We start from the raw sequence: 22,264 nt of genomic DNA on the forward strand, positions 1-22,264 counted from the left end.
GGTTAACATGGGCTTGAGTGGGAAACAATGACACAAACGGGGCCAAATCGTCCCAGAGATCAGATGTCAACGGGCGGGCCGTCAGTATTAACAGGTTATAAACAGAACATACACAGAACAGATGGGGCGGGAATGTGGCGAGAGTGAAATGTGGGCCAGACGGCCTGTAAGCCGGGTTCTGTGCCGCCTGCGGACAGGCGCGACGATCATTCCTCTGGACCGTCCGTTGCCGGACGGTTCTCGCGACCAACCCGGACACCTCGGACCAGCGACGGCCCTACCCTCTTGCGAGGGCGCGATGTCCCTATTCGGTCTTGCTCCAGGCGGGGCTTGCCATGCCGTCCCTGTCGCCAGGTCCGCGGTGCGCTCTTACCGCACCCTTTCACCCTTACCCCTGCTAAACTCACGCGCGAGGGGCGGTTTACTTTCTGTGGCGCTATCCCTGGGATCGCTCCCGGCGGGTGTTGCCCGCCGCCTTGTCGCCGTGGAGCCCGGACTTTCCTCGACCTCCCCGAAAGGAAGCCGCGACCGCCCGGCCGTCTGGCCCAGGGCTCAAATGGGCCGGGACGGCGCCGCGGTCAACCGTGCGCGGACAGATGTAGGGCGCGCGTTCAGGCCGACGGCGCGGCGGCGCGCAGCCTGAGCAGGGCCATCAGACGAGCGCGGGTGTCGCCGTCCGCCCGCCCATCGATCAGATCGGCCCGCCAATGGCGCTGGAAGGCGGAGACGATCACGCCGGTGGCGGCGTCGTAGATCCCCGTCGGCGGGCAGTCGTAGCCCAGCCGGGTCAGCCCGGCCTGCAAGGCGAAGACGGCCGCGCCCTGTTCGCCCTCGCCGATCTCCGCGCCCGGGGCGGGCGGGGGATCGACCCACAGGCCGTGGCCGGCGTCCGCCAGCCTGCGCCAGGGGAACAACTCGCCGGGATCGATCTTGCGGTCGGGCGCGACGTCGGAATGGCCGACGATGTCGCTGTCGGCGATTGACCAGCGCCCCCGGATTGCGTCGAGCAGCCCGATCAGGGCGTCCATCTGGGGGGCGGGAAACGGGACGTAACCCCACTCGTGACCCGGATTGACCAGCTCCACCCCGATGGAGCGCGCATTGACGTCCCGTTCGCCCCGCCAGAACGAGACGCCCGCATGCCAGGCGCGCCGCTCCTCGGCCACCAAGCGGAATACGCGGCCGTCCTGCTCGATCAGGTAGTGGGCGGAGACCTTGGCCGCCGGATCGCAAAGGCGCGCCAGGGCGGCCTCGCCCGAGGTCATCCCCGTATAGTGGAGGACCACCATGTCGGGCGGGCTCTTGCGGATGTCGAAGTTGGGGGAGGGCGCCTCGATGGGCGTCCCGGCGTCGGCAGGCATGGAGGGGAAGTCCTGGGGCTTGCGCCAGATCAGCGCTGGCGGTCTTCCCAGTCATAGGCCACCCAGGCGTGCCCCGCACGATGCGCCTGCACAGTCGCCGGCCGGGGACGCACCCGCCAAGCCAGGGCCGCGAGCGCGAACAACGCGGCCGCCATCACCATCACCACCGCCAGGGTTGCTGCGAACACCAGCGCCAGCATGAAGCCCGCCAAGGCGACCAGGCCCGTGGCCACGGCGCTGACGACGCCGAACAGGGGAGAGATCGACGACGGTCTTCCACGCTCCACGATCGGGATAGCCTGCCCAGACCAGCGCGCCATTTCATTCACGTCCAGCACTCCTTCGGCAAGTCGAACGCGGAGGGACGATCCTTGTTGCAACACCAATCTCGGGTTCGTAGGCGCGAACGTCAACCCGCCGCGCTGCTTACAACGGCCGCTTGACGCCAAATGAGCACACATGCCGGGTTTTGGGGCTCGATTGCGGGGCGAAATGTGGATTTCGGACCCGTTCGATGATCCGAAGCCTGATGAGATCGCCCGCTTTCTTTCCACTTTGAAACAGAACGCGGCTTGACCGCGACGGCGGGGTGAGGCGAGCTTGCTCGTGCAGGGGTTGCAGGGTGGGCCGCATGCGGTGGATGTTGGGTTTGGCGGCCTTGGCCGCGGCTGGCGGCGCTTCGCTGGCGGGGAGCGGATCGGCGCAGGCGGCCTGCCAGCTCCAGCAGGTCGGCGAACTGCCGGTGGTGTTCGCCGAAGGACATCTGCTACTGCCGACCTCGATCGACGGCCAGCCGGCGATGATGGTGGCCGAGACAGGCGGCACAAGCGCGCTGTACGGCGACTCGCCGCAGAAGCTGGGCATCACCACTCACCGCTTCAACGGGACGAGAAGTCTGACGGTGGGCGGCATCGGTGGATTGGCCGACGCTCAGCTCGCGACGATCAAGGAACTGCGCTTCGGCAAGTTCACGATCCACAACACAGAACTGCTGGTGGCCGGCAAGAATCCTCACTCCGCCACGGTCATGGGGAACATTGGAGAGGATGTCTTCTACAATTACGATATGGAGATCGATGTTGCGCACGGCGTCATCCGTCTGCTGAAGGCGACTGGGTGCAGCGACGCGGAAATGCCCTACTGGGGGGCCGCCTATTCACAGGCTCCGCTCGAGCCGATCAGGGACATCAATCCGAGGCTGATCACGACCCTGACGCTGAACGGCCACGAAGTCCGGGCTCAACTCGACACCGGAGCGCCCGGCACCTGGATCACGCCGGCCGCAGCTTCGGCCGCTGGCGCTCGCGAAGATGCGGCGGCGCCCGCTCGTGCGCTAAGGGGGATCGGCGCGCACTCGGTCGATAGCTCCGTCTACGTGTTCGATACGGTCGGCATAGGCGACGAGACCATCAAGAACACCCGAATGAGGGTGGCGGACCTGTTCCGCTACAATACGATCGAGAAGGCTGGCACCCACCTCGGACGCGACACCAGCGATCGGCCGCGCGCCCTGATCGGGCTCGACTTCTTCAGGTCGCACCGGGTCATGATCTCGCCCAGCCACAACAAGATCTATTTCAGCTACATCGGGGGTCCGGTGTTCCTGCCTCCCCCGAGAGCTGTCGCCCAGGCGCAGCCTGTGGGAAGCCCCGCGCCGGCCCCCGCCACGCAACCGCCTCCCACGCCAGCTTCTCCCCAGCCGTAGTAGCCGGCAACGGCCTCGCCGGCCTGTCGTCCGAAAGCCGCGCAATGGCCGCGCTGTGTTGCAGCGCGGACCGAATGGCTTGCCTCCGCGCGATGGAGATATAAACGGAGCGTCCGGGCGCGTTGTCGCCGCCCAGAGGATTCTTAGGTTATGCTGACCTTCCTGTTCGCCTTGGCGCTGGCGCAGGCCGAGCCCCAGGGCGTGGCCGCCGCTGCGGCGATCACGCCTCCCGTCGCCGAAGACGGCGAGGTCCCCAAGGGCGCGCCGGCCGAGGACTACGACTTCGTGGCCTGGTGCCACGGGGCGCTGACCGGCCACATGGCGCTCTACACCCTGGTCAAGCCCGAGCTGAAGAGCATTGAGCGGCCGGAAGAGGTCGACGGCGACGAGAAGGCCGACCTGGAGCAGATGAAGGCCGGGCGCGAATATCTGGCGCTCTACACCAGCGCGCTCCGCGCCGCCGCCAAGTCGCATCCCAAGGCCATGGCCGACCGCCGCGACAAGGCCGAGGCCCAGGGCGAGGCGATCTGGGACGCCGCCAAGACCGCCGAACCGCGCAGCCGCATGTGGTCGTGGCTGCTGTGGGACCTGCCGGGTCGCTGCGAGGTCGCCGCCAAGCGGCTGGAGACCCGTTCGGGCATCCTGGGCGCCGCCTTCAAGTCCACCGCCGCCGACGTCCAGGCCGGCGACGCCACCGCCGCCAACGCCTCGGCCGCCGAGGCCCAGCCCACCAAGGTCGAGTCCGACGCGCCCAAGGTCGCAGCGCCACCCGCAGCCGTGGACGGCGGGCCCAAGGACGGCGCCGCCCCGACGCCCGCGCCCGCCGAGGCGCCGAAGAATATCGACGACGCGCTCGCCCCCGCGGCGGCCGCGCCCGTCGATCCCGCCAAGCCCGCCCCGCCGCTGCGCGGGCCGCAGTAGGCCCGTTCAGGTCCGCAGTCCTCAGGAAGACCGATGTCTCTGGAATCCCCCGCGCTCAGCCGCGTCAAGCCCTCGTCCACCATGGCGATCGCCGCCCAGGCCCGCGCCCTGGCCCGCGCCGGACGCAACATCATCGCGCTCGCGGCCGGCGAGCCGGACTTCGACACCCCTGAGAACATCAAGGAAGCCGCCATCCGGGCGATCCGGGAGGGCAAGACCAAGTACACCGACGTCGACGGCCTGCCCGAGCTGAAGGAGGCCATCGCCGGCAAGTTCGCCCGCGAGAACAACCTGACCTACAAGCCCAGCCAGGTGAACGTCTCGCCGGGCGGCAAGCCGGTGATCTACAACGCCATGGTCGCCACGCTGGGTGCAGGCGACGAGGTGATCATCCCCACCCCCTACTGGGTGTCCTATCCCGACATGGTGCTGCTGGCCGGCGGCGAGCCGGTGTTCGTCCCCACCACCGCCCAGAACGGCTTCCTGCTGCAGCCCGAGGACCTGGAGCGCGCGATCACGCCGCGCACCAAGTGGCTGATGCTGAACTCGCCGTCCAACCCGTCGGGCGCCGCCTATTCGCGCGAAGCCTTGAAGGCGCTGGGCGAGGTGCTGCTGCGCCACCCCCACGTCTGGGTGCTGACCGACGACATGTACGAGCACCTGCTCTATGACGGCTTCAAGTTCTCCACCATCGCCGAGGTCGTGCCCGAACTGTACGAGCGCACCCTGACCATGAACGGCGTGTCCAAGGCCTACGCCATGACCGGCTGGCGCATCGGCTACGCCGCCGGCCCCGAGCGGTTGATCAAGGCCATGGCCAAGGTGATGAGCCAATCCACCTCCAACCCCTCGTCGATCTCGCAGTGGGCGGCGGTCGAGGCCCTGAACGGCCCGCAGGACTTCATCGCCACGCGCTGCAAGGCGTTCGAGGAGCGGCGCGACCTGGTGGTCTCGATGCTGAACCAGGCCAGCGGCATCCATTGTCCCAAGCCGGAAGGCGCCTTCTACGTCTATCCGTCGTGCGAGGGGCTACTGGGCAAGCGCGCGCCCTCGGGCAAGGTGATCGACAGCGACGTGGCCTTCACCGCCGAGCTGCTGGACGCCGAGGGCGTGGCCGTGGTGCAGGGCGACGCGTTCGGCCTATCGCCCTTCTTCCGCATCTCCTACGCCACCTCGACGGCGGAGCTGGAGGACGCCTGCGCGCGTATCCAGCGCTTCTGCGCCAGCGTGACCTGAGCGGGATCGGCGAGCCGGGAACATGAGCCTCGGAACGGGTCTCTGGAGCGCGCTCGCCGTCTCGGCGGGTGTGGCGACGGCGCTCACCGGGCTGATCGCCTGGGCCGGACCGGTGGACCCGCCGCGCGAGCGGGGCATGCACTATCGCCCGACGCCGACTTCCGGCGGTCTGGCGATCCTGGCGGGGACCAGCCTGGGCGCCTTCGCCTTCGCCATCCTTGCAAGGGGAGGGGACGGGGCGGCGCTGAGGATCGCGGCGACCACCCTGGGCTTCGCGGGCGCGCTTGGCCTGCTGGGCGCGGTGGACGACATGGTCGACATCGGCGCCAAGGCCAAGCTGCTGATCCAGGCGCTGGCGGCCTTGCTGTACGCCACGCTGGTGGCGCGAATCGAGGCGGTCCCGCTCGCGGCCGGGCTGGCGATTCCGCTCGGGCCCGTGCTGGGCGCGCTGGGGACGGCGCTGTGGATCGTAGTCGCCACCAATGCGGTCAACTTCATGGACGGGGCCAATGGGGTCGCCGCTGGCGCCCTGGCCATCGCGCTCGGAGTCCTGGGCTTGGCGTGCCTTGGCGGCGGCGCGCCCGCGCTGGGCGGCGTGGCCCTGGCGGGTGCGGCCGCCAACCTCGGCTACCTGCCATGGAACGTCAGGGGGCGGCTGTTCCAGGGCGACGCGGGAGCGCTGTTCTCGGGGTTCCTGGTCTCGGCCGTGGCGGCGGCTGCGGCGGGGCGGAATGGGGTGGGGCCGGTGTGCTTGTACGTGGCGCCCATCGCCCTGCTGCCCTTCCTCACCGACGTGCTGCTAACCCTGCTGTACCGCGCGCGGCGAAAGCAGAACCTGCTGCAGGCCCACCGCGACCACCTGTTCCAGCTCTGGCTGCAACGCACCGGCCGCTCGCACGCGGCGCTGGCGCGGCGGGTGGGGGTGGTGATGCTCGGGTTCGGAGTCTATGCGGTGGGCGTGCAGCACGCGCCGGCAGACCTGCAGCCGCCCTTATTCTTTGTTGGGCTGATAGTGAGCGTCCTGGGATGGGTCGCCTGGCGGCGCAATCTCACAAGAGCCCGATCCGAGTAGCTTAGCTTCTGGCGCTGCTCTAGCGTGCGATCTTATTTCTTTCGTGCTCAGGTAGCTGCAGATGTCCTCCCACGACTTAGCATTGACGCTCATCCGGGTAACGGCGGCGCTGCAGCTCGTTCAGAGCGCTGTTACTGCGGTATTCAGCGTGGCCCGAGGTGCATTGACCGTGGTTGGATTCGGTCATCTCACGCTTATTCTGGTTCAACTCACCATTCCCGCTGAAGAAGCGGTCGCAGCGATATTGTTCTTAGCCTTCAGCGCGCCTTTAGCGCGTTTCAGCGCAAAGGCTACTCAAGCGATGAGCTTCTCTTAAGCCGAAGTCAGAATAGGGCGATCAAGGCCAGTGTTGGAAATGCTGGCGCTCGTTCGCACCTTCGATCGCGACTAGGCCGCCCGATCCACCGCGAAGTCCGCAAGCGCTTCCAGCGAGACCCGCCACTCGTCGCGCGGGAAGATCTGCAGCGCGGTCTTGGCCTCCTCGGCGTACTCGTGCGCCAGGGCCAGGGTGGAGGCGATGCCGCCGGTGGAGGCGATCAGGTCCCGCGCCCGGCGGAAGTCGGCTTCGGACTGTTCATGCTGGCCGACGGTGCGTTCCCAGAACGCCGCCTCCTGCGCGCCGGTGCGCTGGATCGCCAGCAGCAGCGGTAGGGTTACCTTGCCCTCGCGGAAATCGTCGCCGGCGTTCTTGCCCAGGGTCTCCGACGTGCCGCCATAGTCGAGCGCGTCGTCGGCCAGCTGGAAGGCCAGGCCGAGCTTCAGCCCATAGGCCGCCACCGCCGCGATCTGCCCCGCCGTGGCGCCGGAAACCACCGCGCCCGCTTCGGCGGCGGCGGCGAACAGCTCGGCGGTCTTGCCGCGGATGATCTCCAGATAGGTGGCCTGGTCCAGTTGCAGGTCGTGGGCGCGGGTGAGTTGCAGCACCTCGCCCTCGGCGATCACGCGCGAGGCGCGGGCCAGGATGCCGAGCGCCTGCAGCGAGCCGGTCTCGACCATCAGCTCGAAGGCGCGGGCGAACAGGAAGTCGCCGACCAGGACGCTGGCCGAGCCGCCCCAGATCAGGTGCGCGGCGACCTTGCCGCGCCGGAGCTGGGAGCCGTCGACCACGTCGTCGTGCAGCAGGGTGGCGGTGTGGATGAACTCCACCGCCGCCGCCAGCTTGCGGTGGGCGTCGCCGCGCGCGCCGCACAGCCGCGCCGCCGCCACCGTCAGCAACGGGCGCAGGCGCTTGCCGCCGGCCTCGACCAGATGGTCGCCCAGCGCCGGGATCAGCGGGACGTCGCTTTGCAGGCGATCGTGGATCAGGGAATCGACGCCCGCCATGTCGACCGTGGACAGGTCGAAAAGGTGCTGCACCGAACCTTCGGGTTCCAGGCGCTGGGCGGTCGCCACTTCCAACTAACGTGCTCCTGCTCGCGCGCTCGGACTCGGGCGCAACACCGGCGCGAGGGGGTCGCCGTCGGGCGGCACAATGGTTACACCGCCTGCCATGGTCAAGGATATGGGTGTCCAGCCGGACGATAAGCAGCATGTATCTGTTCCCCCTCGCCCCGACGAGACGACGGAGGACCGCGTGCTCGGCGGTCGCATCCTGCTGCGCCAGCCCCGGGTCGGTTATCGCGCCGGGCTGGACGCCGCCCTGCTGGCGGCCGCCGTCGAGCTGAAGCCGGGGGAGCGGGCGCTGGAGGCCGGCTGCGGCGCCGGCGCGGCCCTGCTCCAGACCGCCGTCCGCTCGCCGGGGACGTCGCTGGTGGGGCTGGAGCGGGATTCCACAGCGCTGGGCTTGGCCCACGTCAACATCGTGCTGAACGGGCTGGGCGATCGGATCGAGGCGCTGCACGGCGACGTCAGCCTGCGGTTGCCCGCGTTGGGCGGCGGGCCTTTCGACGCGGCGTTCGCCAACCCGCCCTTCTTCGATGATCCCAATGCGCTGAAGACCCCCCATCCCAGCAAGCGCGACGCCTGGATCGCCGATGGGGGGCTGGGCGCCTGGACCACCTTCCTGCTCAAGGTGGTGAAGGAGAACGGCCGCATCACCGTGATCCACCGCGCCGACCGGCTGGCGGATTTGCTGGCGGGGCTGGGCGAGGGGGCGGGATCGTTCCGCATCCGCCCGATCCACCCCTTCGCCGACGAGCCGGCCAAGCGGGTGCTGGTGCGCGCGGTCAAGACCGGCAAGGCCCCGCTCGTGCTGCTGCCGCCGCTGGTGATCCATGAACGCGAGGGGGCCAAGCACACGCCGGAGGCCGAGGCGATCCTGCGCGGCGAGGCGGGGCTGGGGTGGTGAGGCGGTGATGGGGTGCGTGCTTCGAGACGCGGCTGGCGCCGCTCCTCAGCATGACGAAGGATCTTGGAACCCCCACCATCCGTCATGCTGAGGAGCCCCGCAGGGGCGTCTTGAAGCACGCAGATCGCCGACCCCACCTTGTGTGTCCCCCACGCCACACCCACATCGGTCGAGCCGTCGGGCGTGCTTCCAAGAAGGCGTCCGCCGAACATCCGCCGAGAGGGGAAGCCTGAATGAACATCGACGCCTATTCGGATCGCGCCAAGCAGGCGATCCAGGCCGCGCAGCAGGTCGCGCTGGTCCGCAGCCATCAACAATTCTCGCCCGAACACCTGGCCAAGGCCCTGCTGGACGAACGCGACGGGCCCAATGGGTCCGGCCTCGCCCGCACCCTGATCAGCCAGGCCGGCGGCCGTCCCGACGACGCGGTGGCCGCCGTCGACGCCGCCCTGAACAAGATACCCAAGGTCGAGGGCGGCTCCGGCCAGCTCTACATGAAGCCTGAGCTGGCGCGCGTGCTGGCCGTGGCCGAGGACAAGGCCAAGGCCGCCGGCGACGCCTTCGTCACCACCGAACGCCTGCTGCTGGCGCTCGCCACCGACGGCGGGGAAGCCGCCAAGGCGCTGAAGGCGTCGGGCGTCACGCCGGAGTCGCTGGACGCCGCCATCGCCGCCGTCCGCAAGGGCCGCACCGCCGACAGCGCCTCGGCCGAAGAGGGCTACGAGGCCCTGAAGCGCTACGCCCGCGACCTGACCGAGGCCGCCCGCGCCGGCAAGCTCGACCCCGTGATCGGCCGCGACGAGGAGATTCGCCGCACCATCCAGGTGCTGTCGCGCCGCACCAAGAACAATCCCGTGCTGATCGGCGAGCCCGGCGTCGGCAAGACCGCCATCGTCGAGGGGCTGGCGCTGCGCATCGTCAACGGCGACGTGCCCGAGGGACTGAAGGACAAGCGCCTGCTGGCGCTGGACATGGGCTCGCTGATCGCCGGGGCGAAGTATCGCGGCGAGTTCGAGGAGCGGCTGAAGGCGGTTCTCTCCGAGACCACCAGCGCCAATGGCCAGATCATCCTGTTCATCGACGAGATGCACACCCTGGTGGGCGCCGGGAAGGGCGACGGGGCGATGGACGCCTCCAACCTGCTCAAGCCGGCGCTTGCGCGCGGCGAGCTGCATTGCGTCGGCGCCACCACGCTCACCGAATACCGCAAGCACGTGGAGAAGGACGCCGCCCTGGCGCGCCGCTTCCAGCCCGTGTTCGTCAGCGAGCCGACGGTGGAGGACACCATCTCCATCCTGCGCGGCCTGAAGGAGAAGTACGAGGTCCACCACGGGGTGCGCATCAGCGACAGCGCCATCGTCGCCGCCGCCACCCTGTCCAACCGCTACATCACCGACCGCTTCCTGCCCGACAAGGCCATCGACCTGGTCGACGAGGCCGGTAGCCGCGTGCGCATGGCGGTGGACTCCAAGCCCGAGGCCCTGGACGAGATCGACCGCCGCCTGGTGCAGCTGAAGATCGAGCGCGAGGCCCTGAAGAAGGAGACCGACGACGCCTCCAAGCGCCGCCTGGAAAAGCTGGAGGACGAGATCGCCGACCTGGAAGGTCAGTCCGAGGACATGACCGCCCAGTGGCGCACCGAAAAGTCCAAGGTCGGCGCCGCCGCCGCCGCCCGCGAGGCGCTGGACCGGCTGCGTGGCGAGCTGGAGCAGGCCCAGCGGCGCGGCGACCTCGCCCGTGCGTCTGAGATCCTCTACGGCCAGATCCCGGTGGTCGAGCGCCAATTGTCCGAGGCCGAGGGCCAGGAGAAGGCCGCCGACACCCTCAATCCCGAGGTGGTCGACGCCGAGCAGATCGCCGCCGTCGTCTCGCGCTGGACCGGGGTGCCGGTCGAGAAGATGCTGGAGGGCGAGCGCGACAAGCTGCTGCGCATGGAGGACGTGCTGCGCCAGCGCGTGGTCGGCCAGGAGGAGGCGCTGGTCGCCGTCTCCGACGCGGTGCGTAGAGCCCGCGCCGGGCTGAAGGACCCCAGCCGCCCCATCGGCTCGTTCCTGTTCCTGGGTCCGACCGGCGTCGGCAAGACCGAGCTGACCAAGGCCCTGGCCGAATTCCTGTTCGACGACGAGAGCGCCATCACCCGGCTCGACATGAGCGAGTACATGGAAAAGCACTCGGTCAGCCGCATGATCGGCGCGCCTCCCGGCTATGTCGGCTACGACGAGGGCGGGGCGCTGACCGAGGCGGTGCGTCGCCGGCCCTATCAGGTGGTGCTGTTCGACGAGGTGGAGAAGGCCCACCCCGACGTGTTCAACGTGCTGCTGCAGGTGCTCGACGACGGGCGGCTGACCGACGGCCAGGGGCGCACGGTGGACTTCCGCAACACCCTGATCGTGATGACCTCCAACCTGGGCTCCGAGGCCCTGGCCAACCTGCCCGACGGCACCGGGGTCGAGGTGGCGCGGCCCATGGTGATGGAGGTGGTGCGCGGCCACTTTAGGCCCGAGTTCCTCAACCGGATCGACGAGGTGATCCTGTTCCAGCGCCTGGGTCGCGCCCAGATGGACAGCATCGTCGCCATCCAGTTGCAACGGGTGGAGAAGCTGCTGGCCGACCGGCGCATGGCCATCTCGCTCGACCCCGGCGCCCTGCACTGGCTGGGCGAAAAGGGCTACGACCCGGTCTACGGCGCGCGCCCGCTCAAGCGCGTGATCCAGAAGGAACTGATCGACCCCATCGCCCGCAAACTATTGGCCGGCGAGCTGGAAGACGGCTCGGTGATCGAGGTGCAGGCGGGGGACGGCAAGCTGGAGATTGGGCGGGCGACGATACAGTAGGGGGTGGGGTGGTTTGTGGGAGGCGGTTTCCGCCTCCCATGTTTTCTCACGTTGCGGGGTCATTCTCGCAAGCCGGTCTTAATCTGCGTCAGGCCGTGAATGGCCGGCCCGGCAGTTGCTCGACGTATTCAGCATGATCGCTCAGGTCAGTATCATGAGTGGTTGCCAGTATACCGTCGACGAGGAGGCCCTCCCGGCCATCATCGGAAACTATGTGACCGCTCCCGATGGGGATCGGATCAACTTTCCAGGTCATTCGATTCCGCTTGCCCGTCCCATCACTGAAATGAACAACTCGACAAAGCCTGTTGGCTGGTTCTTTGACTATTGCAACGTGGTCCGCTCGGATGTCGCTCAAGCGCACTGCGCACAGTCGACCCCAGTAGGGTCGGCCTTTGACGTGCGGACAGTCCTCATATTCCTGGCCACAGATCGTACATTCCTGCCGACCGACGATTAGTCCAGCGCTTAGGAACACTTGCGGCGGAAAGATTACGCTTTCGATCGCCGCCATCCGCTTGGCATTCTGCTCTAGGTGAGCAAAGCCACGGTGCGCCCGGATCGCGTCGCCAATGCTCCGCTGAGCAGCGATCAAGCTTTCCCATGCCTTTTCCTCTCGGCCTTCCTTGAGGTCCAGCCACATGGTAATTTCGTCACGCAGATAACGGGTGACGCACTCGCACCCGAGGAACTTATTTGCCATGTCTTCATCGCCGCGCTTGATGGCCTGCGCCTTCCAAGCCACGAGTCTGCCGGTAAGCTCGTTAAGCTGGTCAATGGCCTCGCGTTGAAGATCCGCGTCGCGAACAATGAAAAGGTACTTCTCAACGCCGGTAACGACCGCGTTGAAGGCGTCGATTTCCGGCGAACACGCTTCACTCATCGCACACCCGTCGTATTGCTTCATCCAGCGCAGCTAGACCAGCTACGCTACCCTCGTAGGTGATCTGCTTGTAGGTGCGGTCGGGAGTCTTCTCTACCACCACGCCAAGGCGGATTTGGTGCGAAGGCGCTCCTCGAAAATAGTCGGTTAGATAATTGGAGACGACGCTTAAGGCTACGGAGACGGCAGTTCGGTCATTGCTCCAAAGACTAGCTGCGATGAACAGTAGCGCCTGCCAATCGTGACTCTTGTTATGAATGAATGAAAATCGCTCGCCGTCAGGCAGTAAATCAGAAACCGCGAGGCCATCGTTCCGCAGTAGAGTCTTTAGGGTGCTGCCTTCACCCTGAATCAGTAGCTTGGCGCGGCTGGTAGCGGTGGCGAAGTTGTCTGGCATTACCGCAATGCCGACAGGCACTTTACAGCCAAGCTCGTTGGCCCGCGCGGCGACGTTGATGTAGTCGGCAATCTCAACGCTCACAGTATTCGCGAAGCCTCATTTTGCTGTTGGGTGCTACTGCGTCTAAATCTTAGCCCCCATAACACGCCATAGATCGCCATGGTCGCGCCTTCGTGGGACACGCTCGCGGAAGTTCGCCTCACCGCCCCATCAGCGCCTCCGCCCGCTTGTCATCCGCCACCGCGCGCCGGTCGTCGCCCAGCGCCGCATAGGCCAGGCTGCGGTCGCGGAACAGTTTGGCGGCGGCGGGGTCCAGGCGGATGGCGTCGGTGAAGTCGGCGATGGCGTGGCGGTTGTCGCGCAGGGCGTAGTAGATCAGGCCGCGCGTGCGCAGGGTCGAGGCGTCGCCCGGCGCCAGCCGGATCGCCTCGCCCAGGTCGGCCAGGGCACGCGCGTCGTCGTGCAGGCGGTGGTATTCCAGCGCCCGCTCCCCGAACGCCTTGGCGTCGTCGGGCGACAGGGCGATCTGGGCGCTGAGGTCGGCGATGGCGTGGGCGGTGTCGCCCGACAGGCCGTAGGCGCGGGCGCGATTCCCGTAGATGGAGGCGAGCCTGGGGGCGAGCTTCAGCGCCTCGGTGAAGTCGGCTATGGCCGGGCCGTACTGGCCCAGGCCCAGGTGCGCCAGCCCCCGGTTGTTGAGCGCGGGGACCAGCTTGGGATCGAGCTTCAGCGCCGCGTCGTAGTCCGCGATGGCTTGGTCGCGCGCGCCGCTGGCGGCGTAGGCGTCGGCGCGGGCGGCGAGCGCGCGGGCGTACTTGGGGTCGGCCTTCAGGGCGGCGTCGTACTCGGCGATGGCGGCCTGGGTCTGGCCGGTGGCGCTGTAGACCTCGCCCATGTTCAGCCGGCCCGAGGCCAGCTCGGGGTCCAGCTTCAGGGCCTGGGCCTCGTCGGCGGCGGCGCGGGTCAGCTCGCCCAGCGCCTTGAAGGCCCGGCTGCGGTCGTCCAGCGCCACGGGGTCCTGGGGATCGTGCCGGATGGCCAGGTCGTAGTCGGCCAGCGCCAGCGGATAGCGCCCGGTGTTGGCGTAGGTCTCGCCCCGGCTGCGATAGGCGGCGGCGTTGTCCGGGTCGGTGCGGATCGCCGCCGAATAGTCGGCCAGGGCCCGCTCGGCGTCGCCGGCGTTGGCGTAGGCGGCCGCGCGGTCGCGATAGGCGTCGGTCAGCCGGGGGTTCAGGCGGATGGCCTGGCCGTAGTCGTCCCGCGCCTTGGCCGCCTCGCCCAGGCTGGCGTAGACCAGGCCGCGATGCAGATAGAGGTCGGCGTCGACGGCGGCCTTCTGGTCGGGCTGCGAGGCCGGGTCGTGCGGGTCGATCCGCAGCGCTGTGGTGAAGTCCTCGACCGCGCCGTTCGCGTCGCCCAGCGTCAGGCGGGCGACGCCGCGGTTGTTGTAGCTGATCGCCTTGACCCGGGCGTCGTTGTAGACGTCGCCGATCATGCGGGTGCAGGCGGCGATGGCGGCCTGGGCCTCGCCCGTGCGGCACTCCGCATCCAGCTTGCGCCGCACCTCCATGTTGCGCGTCCACGTATCGGCCGCGATGCCCGAGCTTTGGGTGAAGGCCAGGGCGGTCTGATGCGGGACAACCGCCGCCGCCAGACAGAACAGCAAGAGACGTTTCATGCGCACCCCACCCACGCGTTAAGGTGGCAAATGTGCACACGATTTTTGGCGGTTGTCAGCCGTCCTGGTTGACTTGGTGCGGCGCCCATCCGGCCGGCGCCATCTCGAACCCTGCGAACTCGAACGCCGGCGCCACTACGCAGGCGACCAGCGCCCAGCCGTCGAGCGCCTCGGCCGACTGCCATTCGCCAGGGCGCACCACCTGCTGGAGCGTGTCGCCGCCCGCGATGTCCGGGCCGATCCGGTGTTCGACCACGCTGGATTCGCCGTCCAGCGCGGTGAGCAGGCGCAGCGCGCCGCCGCCCTGGTGCAGCCACAGCTCGCTGGCGTCGACGCGATGCCAATGCGAGCGCTGGCCGGCCTCCAGCAGGAACAGGATCGAGGTGGCGCAGCCGCGTGTCCCGCCGTCCGTCGGCGGCCCGCGCCAGGTCTCGCGATACCAGCCGCCCTCGGGGTGGGGCTGGAGGTCGAGCTTGGCGATGATCTCGCGCGCCGAGGGTCCGGCGGCGGGCATGGCTCAGACCTCGCCGAACACCCGCTGGAACACGGTGTCGACGTGCTTGAAGTGGTAGCCCAGGTCGAACAGGGCCTCCAGCTCGGCCGGCTGCATCACCGCGTTCACTTCGGGGTCGGCGTTGAGGAAGTCGAGGAACTTGCCCTCGCCGCGCCAGACCTTCATGGCGTTGCGCTGGACCGCCGCATAGGCGTCCTCGCGCGACACGCCCTTTTGCGTGAGGGCCAGCAGCACGCGCTGGGAATGCACCAGGCCGCCCAGGTGGTCGAGGTTGCGGGCCATGTTGTGCGGATAGATCATCAGCCGCTCCATCACGCTGGCCAGCCGGCGCAGGGCGAAGTCCAGGTGGACGGTGGCGTCCGGGCCGATGCCGCGCTCGACCGAGGAGTGGCTGATGTCGCGCTCGTGCCACAACGCCACGTCCTCCAGCGCCGGGATCACCGCCGAGCGCACCAGCCGCGCCAGCCCGGTCAGGTTCTCGGTCAGCACCGGGTTGCGCTTGTGCGGCATGGCCGACGAGCCCTTCTGGCCGGGATCGAACGGCTCCTCGGCCTCCAGCACCTCGGTGCGCTGCAGGTGGCGGATCTCCACCGCCAGCCGCTCGACCGAGGAGGCGACGACGGCCAGGGCCGAGAAGAAGGCGGCGTGCCGGTCGCGCGGGATCACCTGGGTCGAGACCGGCTCCACCGCCAGCCCCATCTTGTCGGCGACATACTCTTCCACGCGCGGGTCGACATTGGCGTAGGTGCCCACGGCTCCCGAAATGGCGCAGGTGGCGATCTCGGTGCGGGCTTCGATCAGGCGCTTCTTCGCGCGGACGAACTCGGCGTAGTGGCCGGCGAGCTTTAGCCCGAAGGTGGTCGGCTCGGCATGGATGCCGTGGCTGCGGCCCAGCGTGGGCGTCAGCTTGTGCTCGAAGGCGCGGCGCTTGAGGGCGGCCATCACCAAATCGACGCCCTCGACCAGCAGGTCGGCGGAGCGGGCGAGCTGCACCGCGAAACAGGTGTCGAGCACGTCCGACGAGGTCATGCCCTGGTGCAGGAACCGCGCCTCCTCGCCGACGATCTCCGACACGTGGGTCAGGAAGGCGATGACGTCGTGCTTGGTCGTGCGCTCGATCTCGTCGATGCGGTCGGCGTCGAACGTGGCGTGCTTGCCCTTGGCCCAGATGGCCTCGGCGGCGGATTTCGGGATGGTCCCGAGTTCGGCCATGGCGGTGGCGGCGTGGGCCTCGATCTCGAACCAGATGCGGTAACGGGTCTCGGGCGACCAGATGGCGGCGGCGTCTGCGCGGGCGTAACGGGGGATCATGGTCGGGGGATGGAAGCGGGGAGGGCCTATGTCAAGACGATCTCGGTCACCGATCCGGTTTCGCCTCGCGCGCGAGCTTTTTGGAGTTGGCCCGGCTTATGCATCATAGTGGTAAATGAACGCCGGTTTGTCCGGTTGCTGGAACGACCCATGAAGCCGTTGCTGAGCGTCCTGATCCTGTCCTCCCTCGCTTCCCCGGCCTTTGCGCAAAGCAACTGTGTCGGCCGCGTGCTGCTGCCGCCCGTCGAGAGCCGTCACGGCGAGCGCGTGCTCGAGGCGCCGGGTCGCATCGAACGCTTCCACACCCCCGCGCGGGTGGAACGCATCGCGCACCGCGTCCTGGTGCGCCCGGCGCGCGAGGAGCGGGTCTCGCTGCCGGCCCTGTATCGCACCTGGCATGGCTACGAACATGTCCAGGGCCGCCCGCACTATGTGCGCACCGAGCCTCGCTACGAGACGGTCAGCGAACGGGTCGTCGTGGCGCCCGGCCACTACGTGTGGGAGCGCCGCTATGGCCCCATGGTCTCCAGCGGCCCGCCGCAGCCCGGCCAGACCATGGTCACGCCCACGGGCGAGATCATGTGCAAGGTCTGGTGCCCGGCCCGTTACGAGACGGTGCAACGCCGGGTGATGGCCGAGCCGGGCCATATGGTCGCCGTGCCTACCACGGTGGAGCGCGAGATCACCCGCACGGTGATGGTCCGTCCCGCTTCGGTCCAGGTCCGCCGCATTCCAGCCGAATACCGCTACACCTACGCCACTCGCCTGATCGCGCCCGCTCATTGGTACGTCCGCCGCACCGCCGCCCGCTATGGCGTGCGCGAGGTGCGCGAGATGCATGACGGCGGCGCGGGGTGGGCGCCGGTGGTGTGCGGCGGTCCGCTGTCCCGTCCCGCCATGGCGCACCTGCAGGCGTCGCTGAACGCCCAGGGCTACGCCGCCGGTCCCGCCGACGGCCTGGGTCGGCCCGAGACCTACACCGCGCTCCATCGCTTCCAGGTGGAGCACCGCCTGGCCGCCGGCCAGATCACGGTCGAAAGCGCCCGCGCGCTTGGCGTGGTGCAGTAGCGGCGACGCCCTGCGTGCTTCGAGACGCGGCTTGCGCCGCTCCTCAGCATGACGAAGGTTTTGGCAGTTTACCCCCATACGTCATCCTGAGGAGCTTAGAAGGGGCGTCTCGAAGGACGCAAAAGGTTTCACGCGCCCGTCATTCGAGCCCGCTGCGACTCTGCGGCGCGGGAACGCGTTATCCCTCCGCGTCTTAGATACGGCGAGTCGACGAGGAGCCTTTGCAGTGGAACTGATTATCGGGTCGAAGCGGTGGTCGAGCTGGTCGATGCGGCCATGGCTTGTGCTCAAGCACGCCAATGTGGGCTTCGACGAGCGCCTGATCCCGCTGCGCCGCCACGACACCACCCCCGCCGTCGCCGCCCTGTCGCCCAGCGGGCTGATCCCGGCGCTGAAGGACGGCGACCTGCTGATCTGGGACTCGCTGGCGATCTGCGAATACCTGGCCGAGAAGCTGCCCCAGGCCAACCTGTGGCCCAAGGACCCGGCCGCCCGCGCCCTGGCGCGCTCGGCGGCGTCGGAGATGCATTCCGGCTTCGCCTCGCTGCGGGGCGAATGCCCGATGGAGCTGGTGGACGAGCCCCACGACGCCCAGTTGTCGGAGGCCACCCACGACAATATCCGCCGTATCGTCAAGCTGTGCGCCGACCTGCTCGGCCGGCCCGAGCGTGTCGGCGGGGCGTTCCTGCTGGGCGAATGGTCGATCGCCGACGCCTTCTACACCCCGGTGGCGACGCGCTTCGTCAGCTATGGCGTGAAGCTGTCGGACTTCGGCGACCGGGGCGAGGTGGGCGCCTACATGGAGGCCCTGCTGGAGACCCCGGCATATCTGGCGTGGCTCGAAGGCGCCAAGGCCGAGGCCTGATCGACGGCTGCTAGGGCCTTACATCAGCCCCTTGCTCTTGAAGCTGACCACCCCGTCGCGCCCCACCACCAGGTGGTCGTGGACGGAGACACCCAATACGCGGGCCGCTTCGACCACCTGACGGGTGACGTCGATGTCGGCCTGCGACGGGGTGGGATCGCCGCTCGGGTGGTTGTGCACCAGGATCACCGAGGACGCCGATAGCTCCAGCGCGCGGCGCACCACCTCGCGAGGATAGACCGGCGCGTGGTTGATGGTGCCCTGGTTCATCACCTCGTCCAGGATCAGCTGGTTCTTGTGATCCAGGAACAGCACCCGGAACTGTTCGCGCGGCTCGTGCTGCAGCGCCACGCGCACATAGGCGAGCAGCGCGCTCCACGACGAGATCACCGTCCGCTTGGCCGCCGGCTCGCGCCCGATCCGCTGCGCCAGCTCGTGCACCAGCTTCAGGTCCAGCGCGGTGGTCTCGCCCACGCCGGCCACGGTCTTGATGTCGGCGACGGAGGCGGACAGCACCGCGCCCAACGAGCCGAACCGGGCCAGCAGCGCCTTGGCCTTCTGCTTGGTGTCGCCTCGGGGCGCGGAGCGGAACAGGTAGAGTTCGAGCAGTTCGTAATCGGGCAGGGCGCCGAGCCCGGCCGCGTGGGCGCGGGTCCTCAGCCGTTCGCGATGGCCGAGGCCAGGGCTCGCGGCGCCGGGCGTCGCGGCGTTGGTCGGTTGTTGCATGCGTGTGTCCCCGAACGCCGCCAGCATGAGGCGATCGGACCGCGCCGTGAAGAGGGCGCTATGCCGGTTATGTGTGCTTGGAGACACGCGTCGTGCGCTTCGGCGCGCCAGGTTGCGCCAGGCGCACTTCCGCCTTGTTCGCCTGCAATCTCCGGGCAGGGTCCGGGTGCTATGCGCAAAAGCGTTCCCGTTAGGGCGGGTTCGGACGGATGCGCGTTTGTGTTGTCCATGTCACTAAGTTGGGCAAGACCGACGCCGGACGCCGCTCGTCAAATCGTATACCTTGACGAACCGATATATTATCTCGTAACGCCCGGTGGCCCTAGGGAAGCGTTATTCTGTAACACAAACGATCCGACGGGCATGATCGGGGATGACTATGACATTGAAGACCGGCCTGCTCGCCACGGGAAGCGCATTGGTTCTGTTTGGCCTGGCCGTATCGGCCCAGGCTCAAACCCAGACGCCGACCGCAGACAGCCATGACGCCGTTTCGGAGGTCGTGGTCACCGCCCAGCGCCTCAACGAGGCGCGGCAGTCGATCGAGCCGTCGCTCGGCGCTTCGACCTACACCGTCACCAACGCCATGATCCAGGCTCAGCCCGGCGGCGACAACCAGCAGCTCAACCAGGTGGTCCTGCAGCTGCCCGGCGTGGTGCAGGACAGCTTCGGCCAGATCCACGTGCGCGACGACCACAACGGTATCCAGTACCGCATCAACGGGGTGATCCTGCCCGAAGGCATCTCGGTGTTCGGCCAGACCCTGAGCCCGCGCCTGGTGGACCGGCTGGACCTGATCACCGGCGCGCTTCCCGCCCAGTACGGCCTGCAGACCGCCGGCATCATCGACGTCACCACCAAGAGCGGGTTGGAGAACGGCGGCGTGGCCTCGATCTACGGCGGCAGCCACGGCACCTACGAGCCCAGCATCGAGTACGGCGGCCACAGCGGGAATACCAACTTCTACGTCTCGGGCGAATTCCGCCGCACCCAGCTCGGCATCGAGAGCCCCGACGGCAGCAACACGCCGGCCCACGACCGGGCCGACGAGGGCAACCTGTTTGTCTATATCGACCACACCATCGGCGCCTCGGACCGGATCTCGTTCATCGGCGGCTATTCCAACGACCGCTTCCAGATCCCCAACACGCCGGGCCTGCAGCCGAGCCTGGGGTTGAACGTCAACGGGATCACCAACTCCCCGAGCGACCTGCTGAACGAGACCCAGCGGGAGATCACCGGCTACGCCATCGGCAGCTGGCTGCACGACGGCGGGAACTACACGGTGCAGACCTCGTTGTTCAGCCGCTATTCGACCCTGGACTTCCGCCCGTCCGCGGACCTGGGCGACCTGCTCTACACCGGCATCTCCCAGAACGCGCTGAAGCGCGACACCGCCTTCGGCCTGCAGACCGAGGGCGTCTACAAGCTGACGCCGGACCACACCCTGCGTGGCGGGATCATCATCCAGGGCGAGCGCGCCACCAGCGACACCGCGTCCCAGGTGCTGCCAACCGATGATACGGGCGCGCAGACCTCCAACGTCCCCGAGACCATTCTGGACAATGGCGGCAAGACCCAGTTCACCTACAGCGTCTACCTGCAGGACGAGTGGAAGTTGCTGTCCAACCTGACGCTGAACTACGGCCTGCGCGGCGACGTGCTGAACAGCTATCGCAACGAGAGCCAGCTTTCGCCGCGGGCGAACCTGGTGTGGATCCCGCTGCCCGGCGCCACCATTCACGCCGGCTACGCCCGCTATTTCAACCCGCCGCCCTTCGAGCTGGTCGCCAGCCCCACCGTGGCCAAGTTCCAGAACACCACGGCGGCGTCCGAGGTCACGGCCGACACTGTGCCCAAGGCCGAGCGGCAGAACTACTACGACATCGGCGGCGAGCAGAAGCTGCTGCACGGTCGTCTGACGCTGGGCGTCGACGTCTGGTACCGCAAGTCCCAGAACCTGATCGACGAAGGCCAGTTCGGCGCGCCGATCATCCTGACGCCGTTCAACTACGAGAAAGGGCTGATCTTCGGGCAGGAGTTCACCGCCAACTATTCCGAAGGGCCGCTCACCCTCTACGCCAACTTCACCCACGAGCGGGCGCAGGGTAAGGATATCGACTCCAGCCAGTTCAACTTCAGCGCCGCCGACCTCGCCTATATCTCCCGGAACTATATCTATCTGGACCACGATCAGACCTATACGGGCTCGGCCGGCGGCTCCTATCTGATCCGCGACGGCGCGATCGGCGGCACGCGGGTCGGGTTCGACATGCTCTACGGTTCGGGTCTGCGTCGCGACCAGGACCTGCCGGACGGAAGCTCGGTGCCCAACGGGGCTCACGTGGCGAGCTACGTGACCGTGAACCTGACCGCCTCGCACCACTTCGACCTGCCGTACGCGGGCCACGTGGACGTGCGCTTCGATGTCGTCAACGTGGCGAACAAGATCTACGAGATCCGCGACGGGACCGGCGTCGGCGTCGGCGCGCCCCAGTTCGGCGCCGGACGCGGCTTCTTCGGCGGGATCAGCAAGACCTTCTGATCCTGAGGCGTCCACAGCCTCCACGCCCGCCACGACCACGTGTCCGGCGGGCGTTTCGCCGCCTGGAGCGTTTTCCGAATCTATCGGTTCGGCTGAACACTCTGGTTTCCTGATTCAGCGCATTTTCTTCACGCGAACCGGTATCCACTTCGCTCGAAAATGCTCTAGTGTGGCTTGACGCCATTTCGATCGGCCAGATCCGCTTCCGCCGCAGCCATTTTTGCAGAAAGATGAAGTAACTTGGCGGTTGTATCAAGTTGATGCGCATCGGCCATGGCGCCGAGCTGTGCAGCTATATCGGCGATGTATTTGGCGCAGACGCTGCGTGAATACTGCATCTTGCCAACCCCGCGATCTTCGACGGGTGTGGGCGCCGTCGCCTCGACGCTGGCGATCAGGAGGGTCTTTTCCGCCTGGGTCCCCATCAGGCTCAATCTATTTTCGACCCAGAACACCTGTCCGTCGGCGCGTTTGTATCGCTTCCGATAGATGAGGGGCTCTCCAGTCTCGACCACGTGCCGGTTGATCCTGAAGCTGGCGCTCTTGTCGTCCGGGTAGGTGACTGCGTGCATGGAGAAACCCATGGCCAACGCGTCGGTGTAGCCGAGCATGGCCGTGAACCTGCGGTCGGCGCTCAAGACCCGGCACTCGAGGTCCGCAATGCAGAATCCAACGGTAAGTGCGTCGAATGCTTCAAGCATATTACTGTTCCGCAAAAGAAACAATTCTTTATTCGAGAGGCATTTTGCCTTCGTATCCACCGAATCTAGGTGATGTGCCTATCGCTTGATGTGATCAAGGCCGTGTAATTTAAAGAGTACCTGAAACATCTGTGACGTTTGGCCCGTCAGATCCGTG

At 67.6% G+C, this 22,264-nt stretch carries 20 protein-coding genes and 1 other RNA gene; 10 read left to right on the forward strand and 11 right to left on the reverse strand.

The features are described 5' to 3' along the window. Positions 1-151: 151 nt before the first annotated feature. The 3 genes from rnpB to GSQ87_RS04805 all read right to left on the reverse strand — a co-directional run bounded on the left by rnpB (position 152) and on the right by GSQ87_RS04805 (position 1,681). An RNA gene (gene rnpB, locus GSQ87_RS04795) (RNase P RNA component class A) lies at positions 152-544 on the reverse strand. Between the two features lie 67 nt (positions 545-611). Next, the gene (locus tag GSQ87_RS04800) at positions 612-1,361 is read right to left on the reverse strand and encodes an N-acetylmuramoyl-L-alanine amidase (protein ID WP_158913786.1); all 750 of its coding nucleotides are present in this window, start codon (positions 1,359-1,361) and stop codon (positions 612-614) included. Positions 1,362-1,390: 29 nt separating this feature from the next. Beyond that, positions 1,391-1,681 carry a hypothetical protein gene (locus tag GSQ87_RS04805; protein ID WP_216839065.1) on the reverse strand — a complete coding sequence of 97 codons (291 nt, stop codon included), beginning with the start codon at positions 1,679-1,681 and terminating at the stop codon, positions 1,391-1,393. Between the two features lie 329 nt (positions 1,682-2,010). Between GSQ87_RS04805 and GSQ87_RS04810 the strand changes: the two genes are divergently transcribed. The 5 genes from GSQ87_RS04810 (at position 2,011) to GSQ87_RS04830 (ending at position 6,611) form a co-directional block, all read left to right on the forward strand. Beyond that, positions 2,011-3,066, forward strand: coding sequence for a pepsin/retropepsin-like aspartic protease family protein (locus GSQ87_RS04810; protein ID WP_158913791.1), 1,056 nt, complete (start codon positions 2,011-2,013; stop codon positions 3,064-3,066). Positions 3,067-3,216: 150 nt separating this feature from the next. Continuing rightward, complete coding sequence (locus GSQ87_RS04815; protein ID WP_158913793.1) at positions 3,217-3,987, forward strand: hypothetical protein; 771 nt, start codon at positions 3,217-3,219, stop codon at positions 3,985-3,987. A gap of 33 nt (positions 3,988-4,020) precedes the next feature. Continuing rightward, on the forward strand, positions 4,021-5,223 hold the full coding sequence (locus tag GSQ87_RS04820) for a pyridoxal phosphate-dependent aminotransferase (RefSeq protein ID WP_158913796.1): 1,203 nt from the start codon (positions 4,021-4,023) through the stop codon (positions 5,221-5,223). Between the two features lie 22 nt (positions 5,224-5,245). Further along, positions 5,246-6,295: a hypothetical protein gene (locus GSQ87_RS04825; RefSeq protein ID WP_158913798.1), complete on the forward strand. Its 1,050-nt coding sequence runs from the start codon at positions 5,246-5,248 to the stop codon at positions 6,293-6,295. A gap of 61 nt (positions 6,296-6,356) precedes the next feature. Next, entirely contained in the window at positions 6,357-6,611 is a 255-nt protein-coding gene (locus tag GSQ87_RS04830; RefSeq protein WP_158913801.1) for a hypothetical protein, read from the forward strand. Positions 6,612-6,682: 71 nt separating this feature from the next. Here the strand turns inward: GSQ87_RS04830 and GSQ87_RS04835 are convergent, their stop codons facing one another. Then, a complete protein-coding gene (locus GSQ87_RS04835; protein ID WP_371416649.1) occupies positions 6,683-7,693 on the reverse strand; it encodes a polyprenyl synthetase family protein in 1,011 nt (336 codons plus the stop codon). A gap of 103 nt (positions 7,694-7,796) precedes the next feature. Here GSQ87_RS04835 and GSQ87_RS04840 point away from each other — a divergent pair, with 103 nt between their 5' ends. Both GSQ87_RS04840 and clpB read left to right on the forward strand, forming a co-directional pair. Further along, positions 7,797-8,582 (forward strand): tRNA1(Val) (adenine(37)-N6)-methyltransferase, encoded by a 786-nt coding sequence (locus GSQ87_RS04840; RefSeq protein WP_158914408.1) that lies wholly within the window; start codon positions 7,797-7,799, stop codon positions 8,580-8,582. A gap of 233 nt (positions 8,583-8,815) precedes the next feature. Next, positions 8,816-11,416 (forward strand): ATP-dependent chaperone ClpB, encoded by a 2,601-nt coding sequence (gene clpB / locus GSQ87_RS04845; protein ID WP_158913804.1) that lies wholly within the window; start codon positions 8,816-8,818, stop codon positions 11,414-11,416. Positions 11,417-11,504: 88 nt separating this feature from the next. Here clpB and GSQ87_RS04850 read toward each other — a convergent pair whose 3' ends face one another. The 5 genes from GSQ87_RS04850 to purB all read right to left on the reverse strand — a co-directional run bounded on the left by GSQ87_RS04850 (position 11,505) and on the right by purB (position 16,202). After that, a complete protein-coding gene (locus tag GSQ87_RS04850) occupies positions 11,505-12,323 on the reverse strand; it encodes a hypothetical protein (protein ID WP_216839009.1) in 819 nt (272 codons plus the stop codon). Further along, entirely contained in the window at positions 12,292-12,780 is a 489-nt protein-coding gene (locus GSQ87_RS04855; protein ID WP_158913807.1) for a hypothetical protein, read from the reverse strand. Before GSQ87_RS04855 ends, GSQ87_RS04850 begins: the two co-directional genes overlap by 32 nt. 118 nt (positions 12,781-12,898) lie before the next feature. Beyond that, positions 12,899-14,377, reverse strand: coding sequence for a tetratricopeptide repeat protein (locus GSQ87_RS04860; RefSeq protein ID WP_158913809.1), 1,479 nt, complete (start codon positions 14,375-14,377; stop codon positions 12,899-12,901). A gap of 55 nt (positions 14,378-14,432) precedes the next feature. Next, positions 14,433-14,891, reverse strand: coding sequence for a cupin domain-containing protein (locus GSQ87_RS04865; RefSeq protein WP_158913812.1), 459 nt, complete (start codon positions 14,889-14,891; stop codon positions 14,433-14,435). Positions 14,892-14,894: 3 nt separating this feature from the next. Continuing rightward, positions 14,895-16,202 (reverse strand): adenylosuccinate lyase, encoded by a 1,308-nt coding sequence (purB, locus tag GSQ87_RS04870; RefSeq protein ID WP_158913815.1) that lies wholly within the window; start codon positions 16,200-16,202, stop codon positions 14,895-14,897. 150 nt (positions 16,203-16,352) lie between these two features. On the opposite strand from purB, the gene GSQ87_RS04875 reads away from it, so the two are divergent. Together GSQ87_RS04875 and GSQ87_RS04880 are read left to right on the forward strand one after the other, a co-directional pair. Next, the gene (locus tag GSQ87_RS04875; RefSeq protein ID WP_158913817.1) at positions 16,353-17,270 is read left to right on the forward strand and encodes a peptidoglycan-binding protein; all 918 of its coding nucleotides are present in this window, start codon (positions 16,353-16,355) and stop codon (positions 17,268-17,270) included. Between the two features lie 226 nt (positions 17,271-17,496). Further along, the gene (locus GSQ87_RS04880) at positions 17,497-18,135 is read left to right on the forward strand and encodes a glutathione S-transferase family protein (RefSeq protein ID WP_158913819.1); all 639 of its coding nucleotides are present in this window, start codon (positions 17,497-17,499) and stop codon (positions 18,133-18,135) included. An 18-nt stretch (positions 18,136-18,153) separates the two neighbouring features. On the opposite strand, the gene radC is transcribed toward GSQ87_RS04880, so the two are convergent. Beyond that, the gene (radC, locus tag GSQ87_RS04885) at positions 18,154-18,861 is read right to left on the reverse strand and encodes a DNA repair protein RadC (RefSeq protein ID WP_158913821.1); all 708 of its coding nucleotides are present in this window, start codon (positions 18,859-18,861) and stop codon (positions 18,154-18,156) included. 379 nt (positions 18,862-19,240) lie between these two features. Between radC and GSQ87_RS04890 the strand changes: the two genes are divergently transcribed. Next, positions 19,241-21,406: a TonB-dependent receptor gene (locus GSQ87_RS04890; protein ID WP_158913824.1), complete on the forward strand. Its 2,166-nt coding sequence runs from the start codon at positions 19,241-19,243 to the stop codon at positions 21,404-21,406. A gap of 164 nt (positions 21,407-21,570) precedes the next feature. Here the strand turns inward: GSQ87_RS04890 and GSQ87_RS04895 are convergent, their stop codons facing one another. Continuing rightward, positions 21,571-22,107 carry a PAS domain S-box protein gene (locus GSQ87_RS04895; protein ID WP_158913827.1) on the reverse strand — a complete coding sequence of 179 codons (537 nt, stop codon included), beginning with the start codon at positions 22,105-22,107 and terminating at the stop codon, positions 21,571-21,573. Between the last annotated feature and the right edge of the window lie 157 nt (positions 22,108-22,264).

It is taken from the genome of Caulobacter sp. S45 (assembly GCF_009765965.1).
Classification (GTDB): Bacteria; Pseudomonadota; Alphaproteobacteria; order Caulobacterales; family Caulobacteraceae; genus CAHJWH01.

What these genes read in the sequence shown, in the direction of transcription:
- GSQ87_RS04800 (WP_158913786.1), bottom strand. Translation starts at nt 1,361, where the DNA reads ATGCCTGCCGACGCCGGGACGCCCATCGAGGCGCCCTCCCCCAACTTC.
- GSQ87_RS04805 (WP_216839065.1), bottom strand. Translation starts at nt 1,681, where the DNA reads ATGGCGCGCTGGTCTGGGCAGGCTATCCCGATCGTGGAGCGTGGAAGA.
- GSQ87_RS04815 (WP_158913793.1), top strand. Translation starts at nt 3,217, where the DNA reads ATGCTGACCTTCCTGTTCGCCTTGGCGCTGGCGCAGGCCGAGCCCCAG.
- GSQ87_RS04820 (WP_158913796.1), top strand. Translation starts at nt 4,021, where the DNA reads ATGTCTCTGGAATCCCCCGCGCTCAGCCGCGTCAAGCCCTCGTCCACC.
- GSQ87_RS04825 (WP_158913798.1), top strand. Translation starts at nt 5,246, where the DNA reads ATGAGCCTCGGAACGGGTCTCTGGAGCGCGCTCGCCGTCTCGGCGGGT.
- GSQ87_RS04830 (WP_158913801.1), top strand. Translation starts at nt 6,357, where the DNA reads ATGTCCTCCCACGACTTAGCATTGACGCTCATCCGGGTAACGGCGGCG.
- GSQ87_RS04840 (WP_158914408.1), top strand. Translation starts at nt 7,797, where the DNA reads ATGGGTGTCCAGCCGGACGATAAGCAGCATGTATCTGTTCCCCCTCGC.
- clpB (WP_158913804.1), top strand. Translation starts at nt 8,816, where the DNA reads ATGAACATCGACGCCTATTCGGATCGCGCCAAGCAGGCGATCCAGGCC.
- GSQ87_RS04850 (WP_216839009.1), bottom strand. Translation starts at nt 12,323, where the DNA reads ATGAAGCAATACGACGGGTGTGCGATGAGTGAAGCGTGTTCGCCGGAA.
- GSQ87_RS04860 (WP_158913809.1), bottom strand. Translation starts at nt 14,377, where the DNA reads ATGAAACGTCTCTTGCTGTTCTGTCTGGCGGCGGCGGTTGTCCCGCAT.
- GSQ87_RS04865 (WP_158913812.1), bottom strand. Translation starts at nt 14,891, where the DNA reads ATGCCCGCCGCCGGACCCTCGGCGCGCGAGATCATCGCCAAGCTCGAC.
- purB (WP_158913815.1), bottom strand. Translation starts at nt 16,202, where the DNA reads ATGATCCCCCGTTACGCCCGCGCAGACGCCGCCGCCATCTGGTCGCCC.
- GSQ87_RS04875 (WP_158913817.1), top strand. Translation starts at nt 16,353, where the DNA reads ATGAAGCCGTTGCTGAGCGTCCTGATCCTGTCCTCCCTCGCTTCCCCG.
- radC (WP_158913821.1), bottom strand. Translation starts at nt 18,861, where the DNA reads ATGCAACAACCGACCAACGCCGCGACGCCCGGCGCCGCGAGCCCTGGC.
- GSQ87_RS04890 (WP_158913824.1), top strand. Translation starts at nt 19,241, where the DNA reads ATGACATTGAAGACCGGCCTGCTCGCCACGGGAAGCGCATTGGTTCTG.
- GSQ87_RS04895 (WP_158913827.1), bottom strand. Translation starts at nt 22,107, where the DNA reads ATGCTTGAAGCATTCGACGCACTTACCGTTGGATTCTGCATTGCGGAC.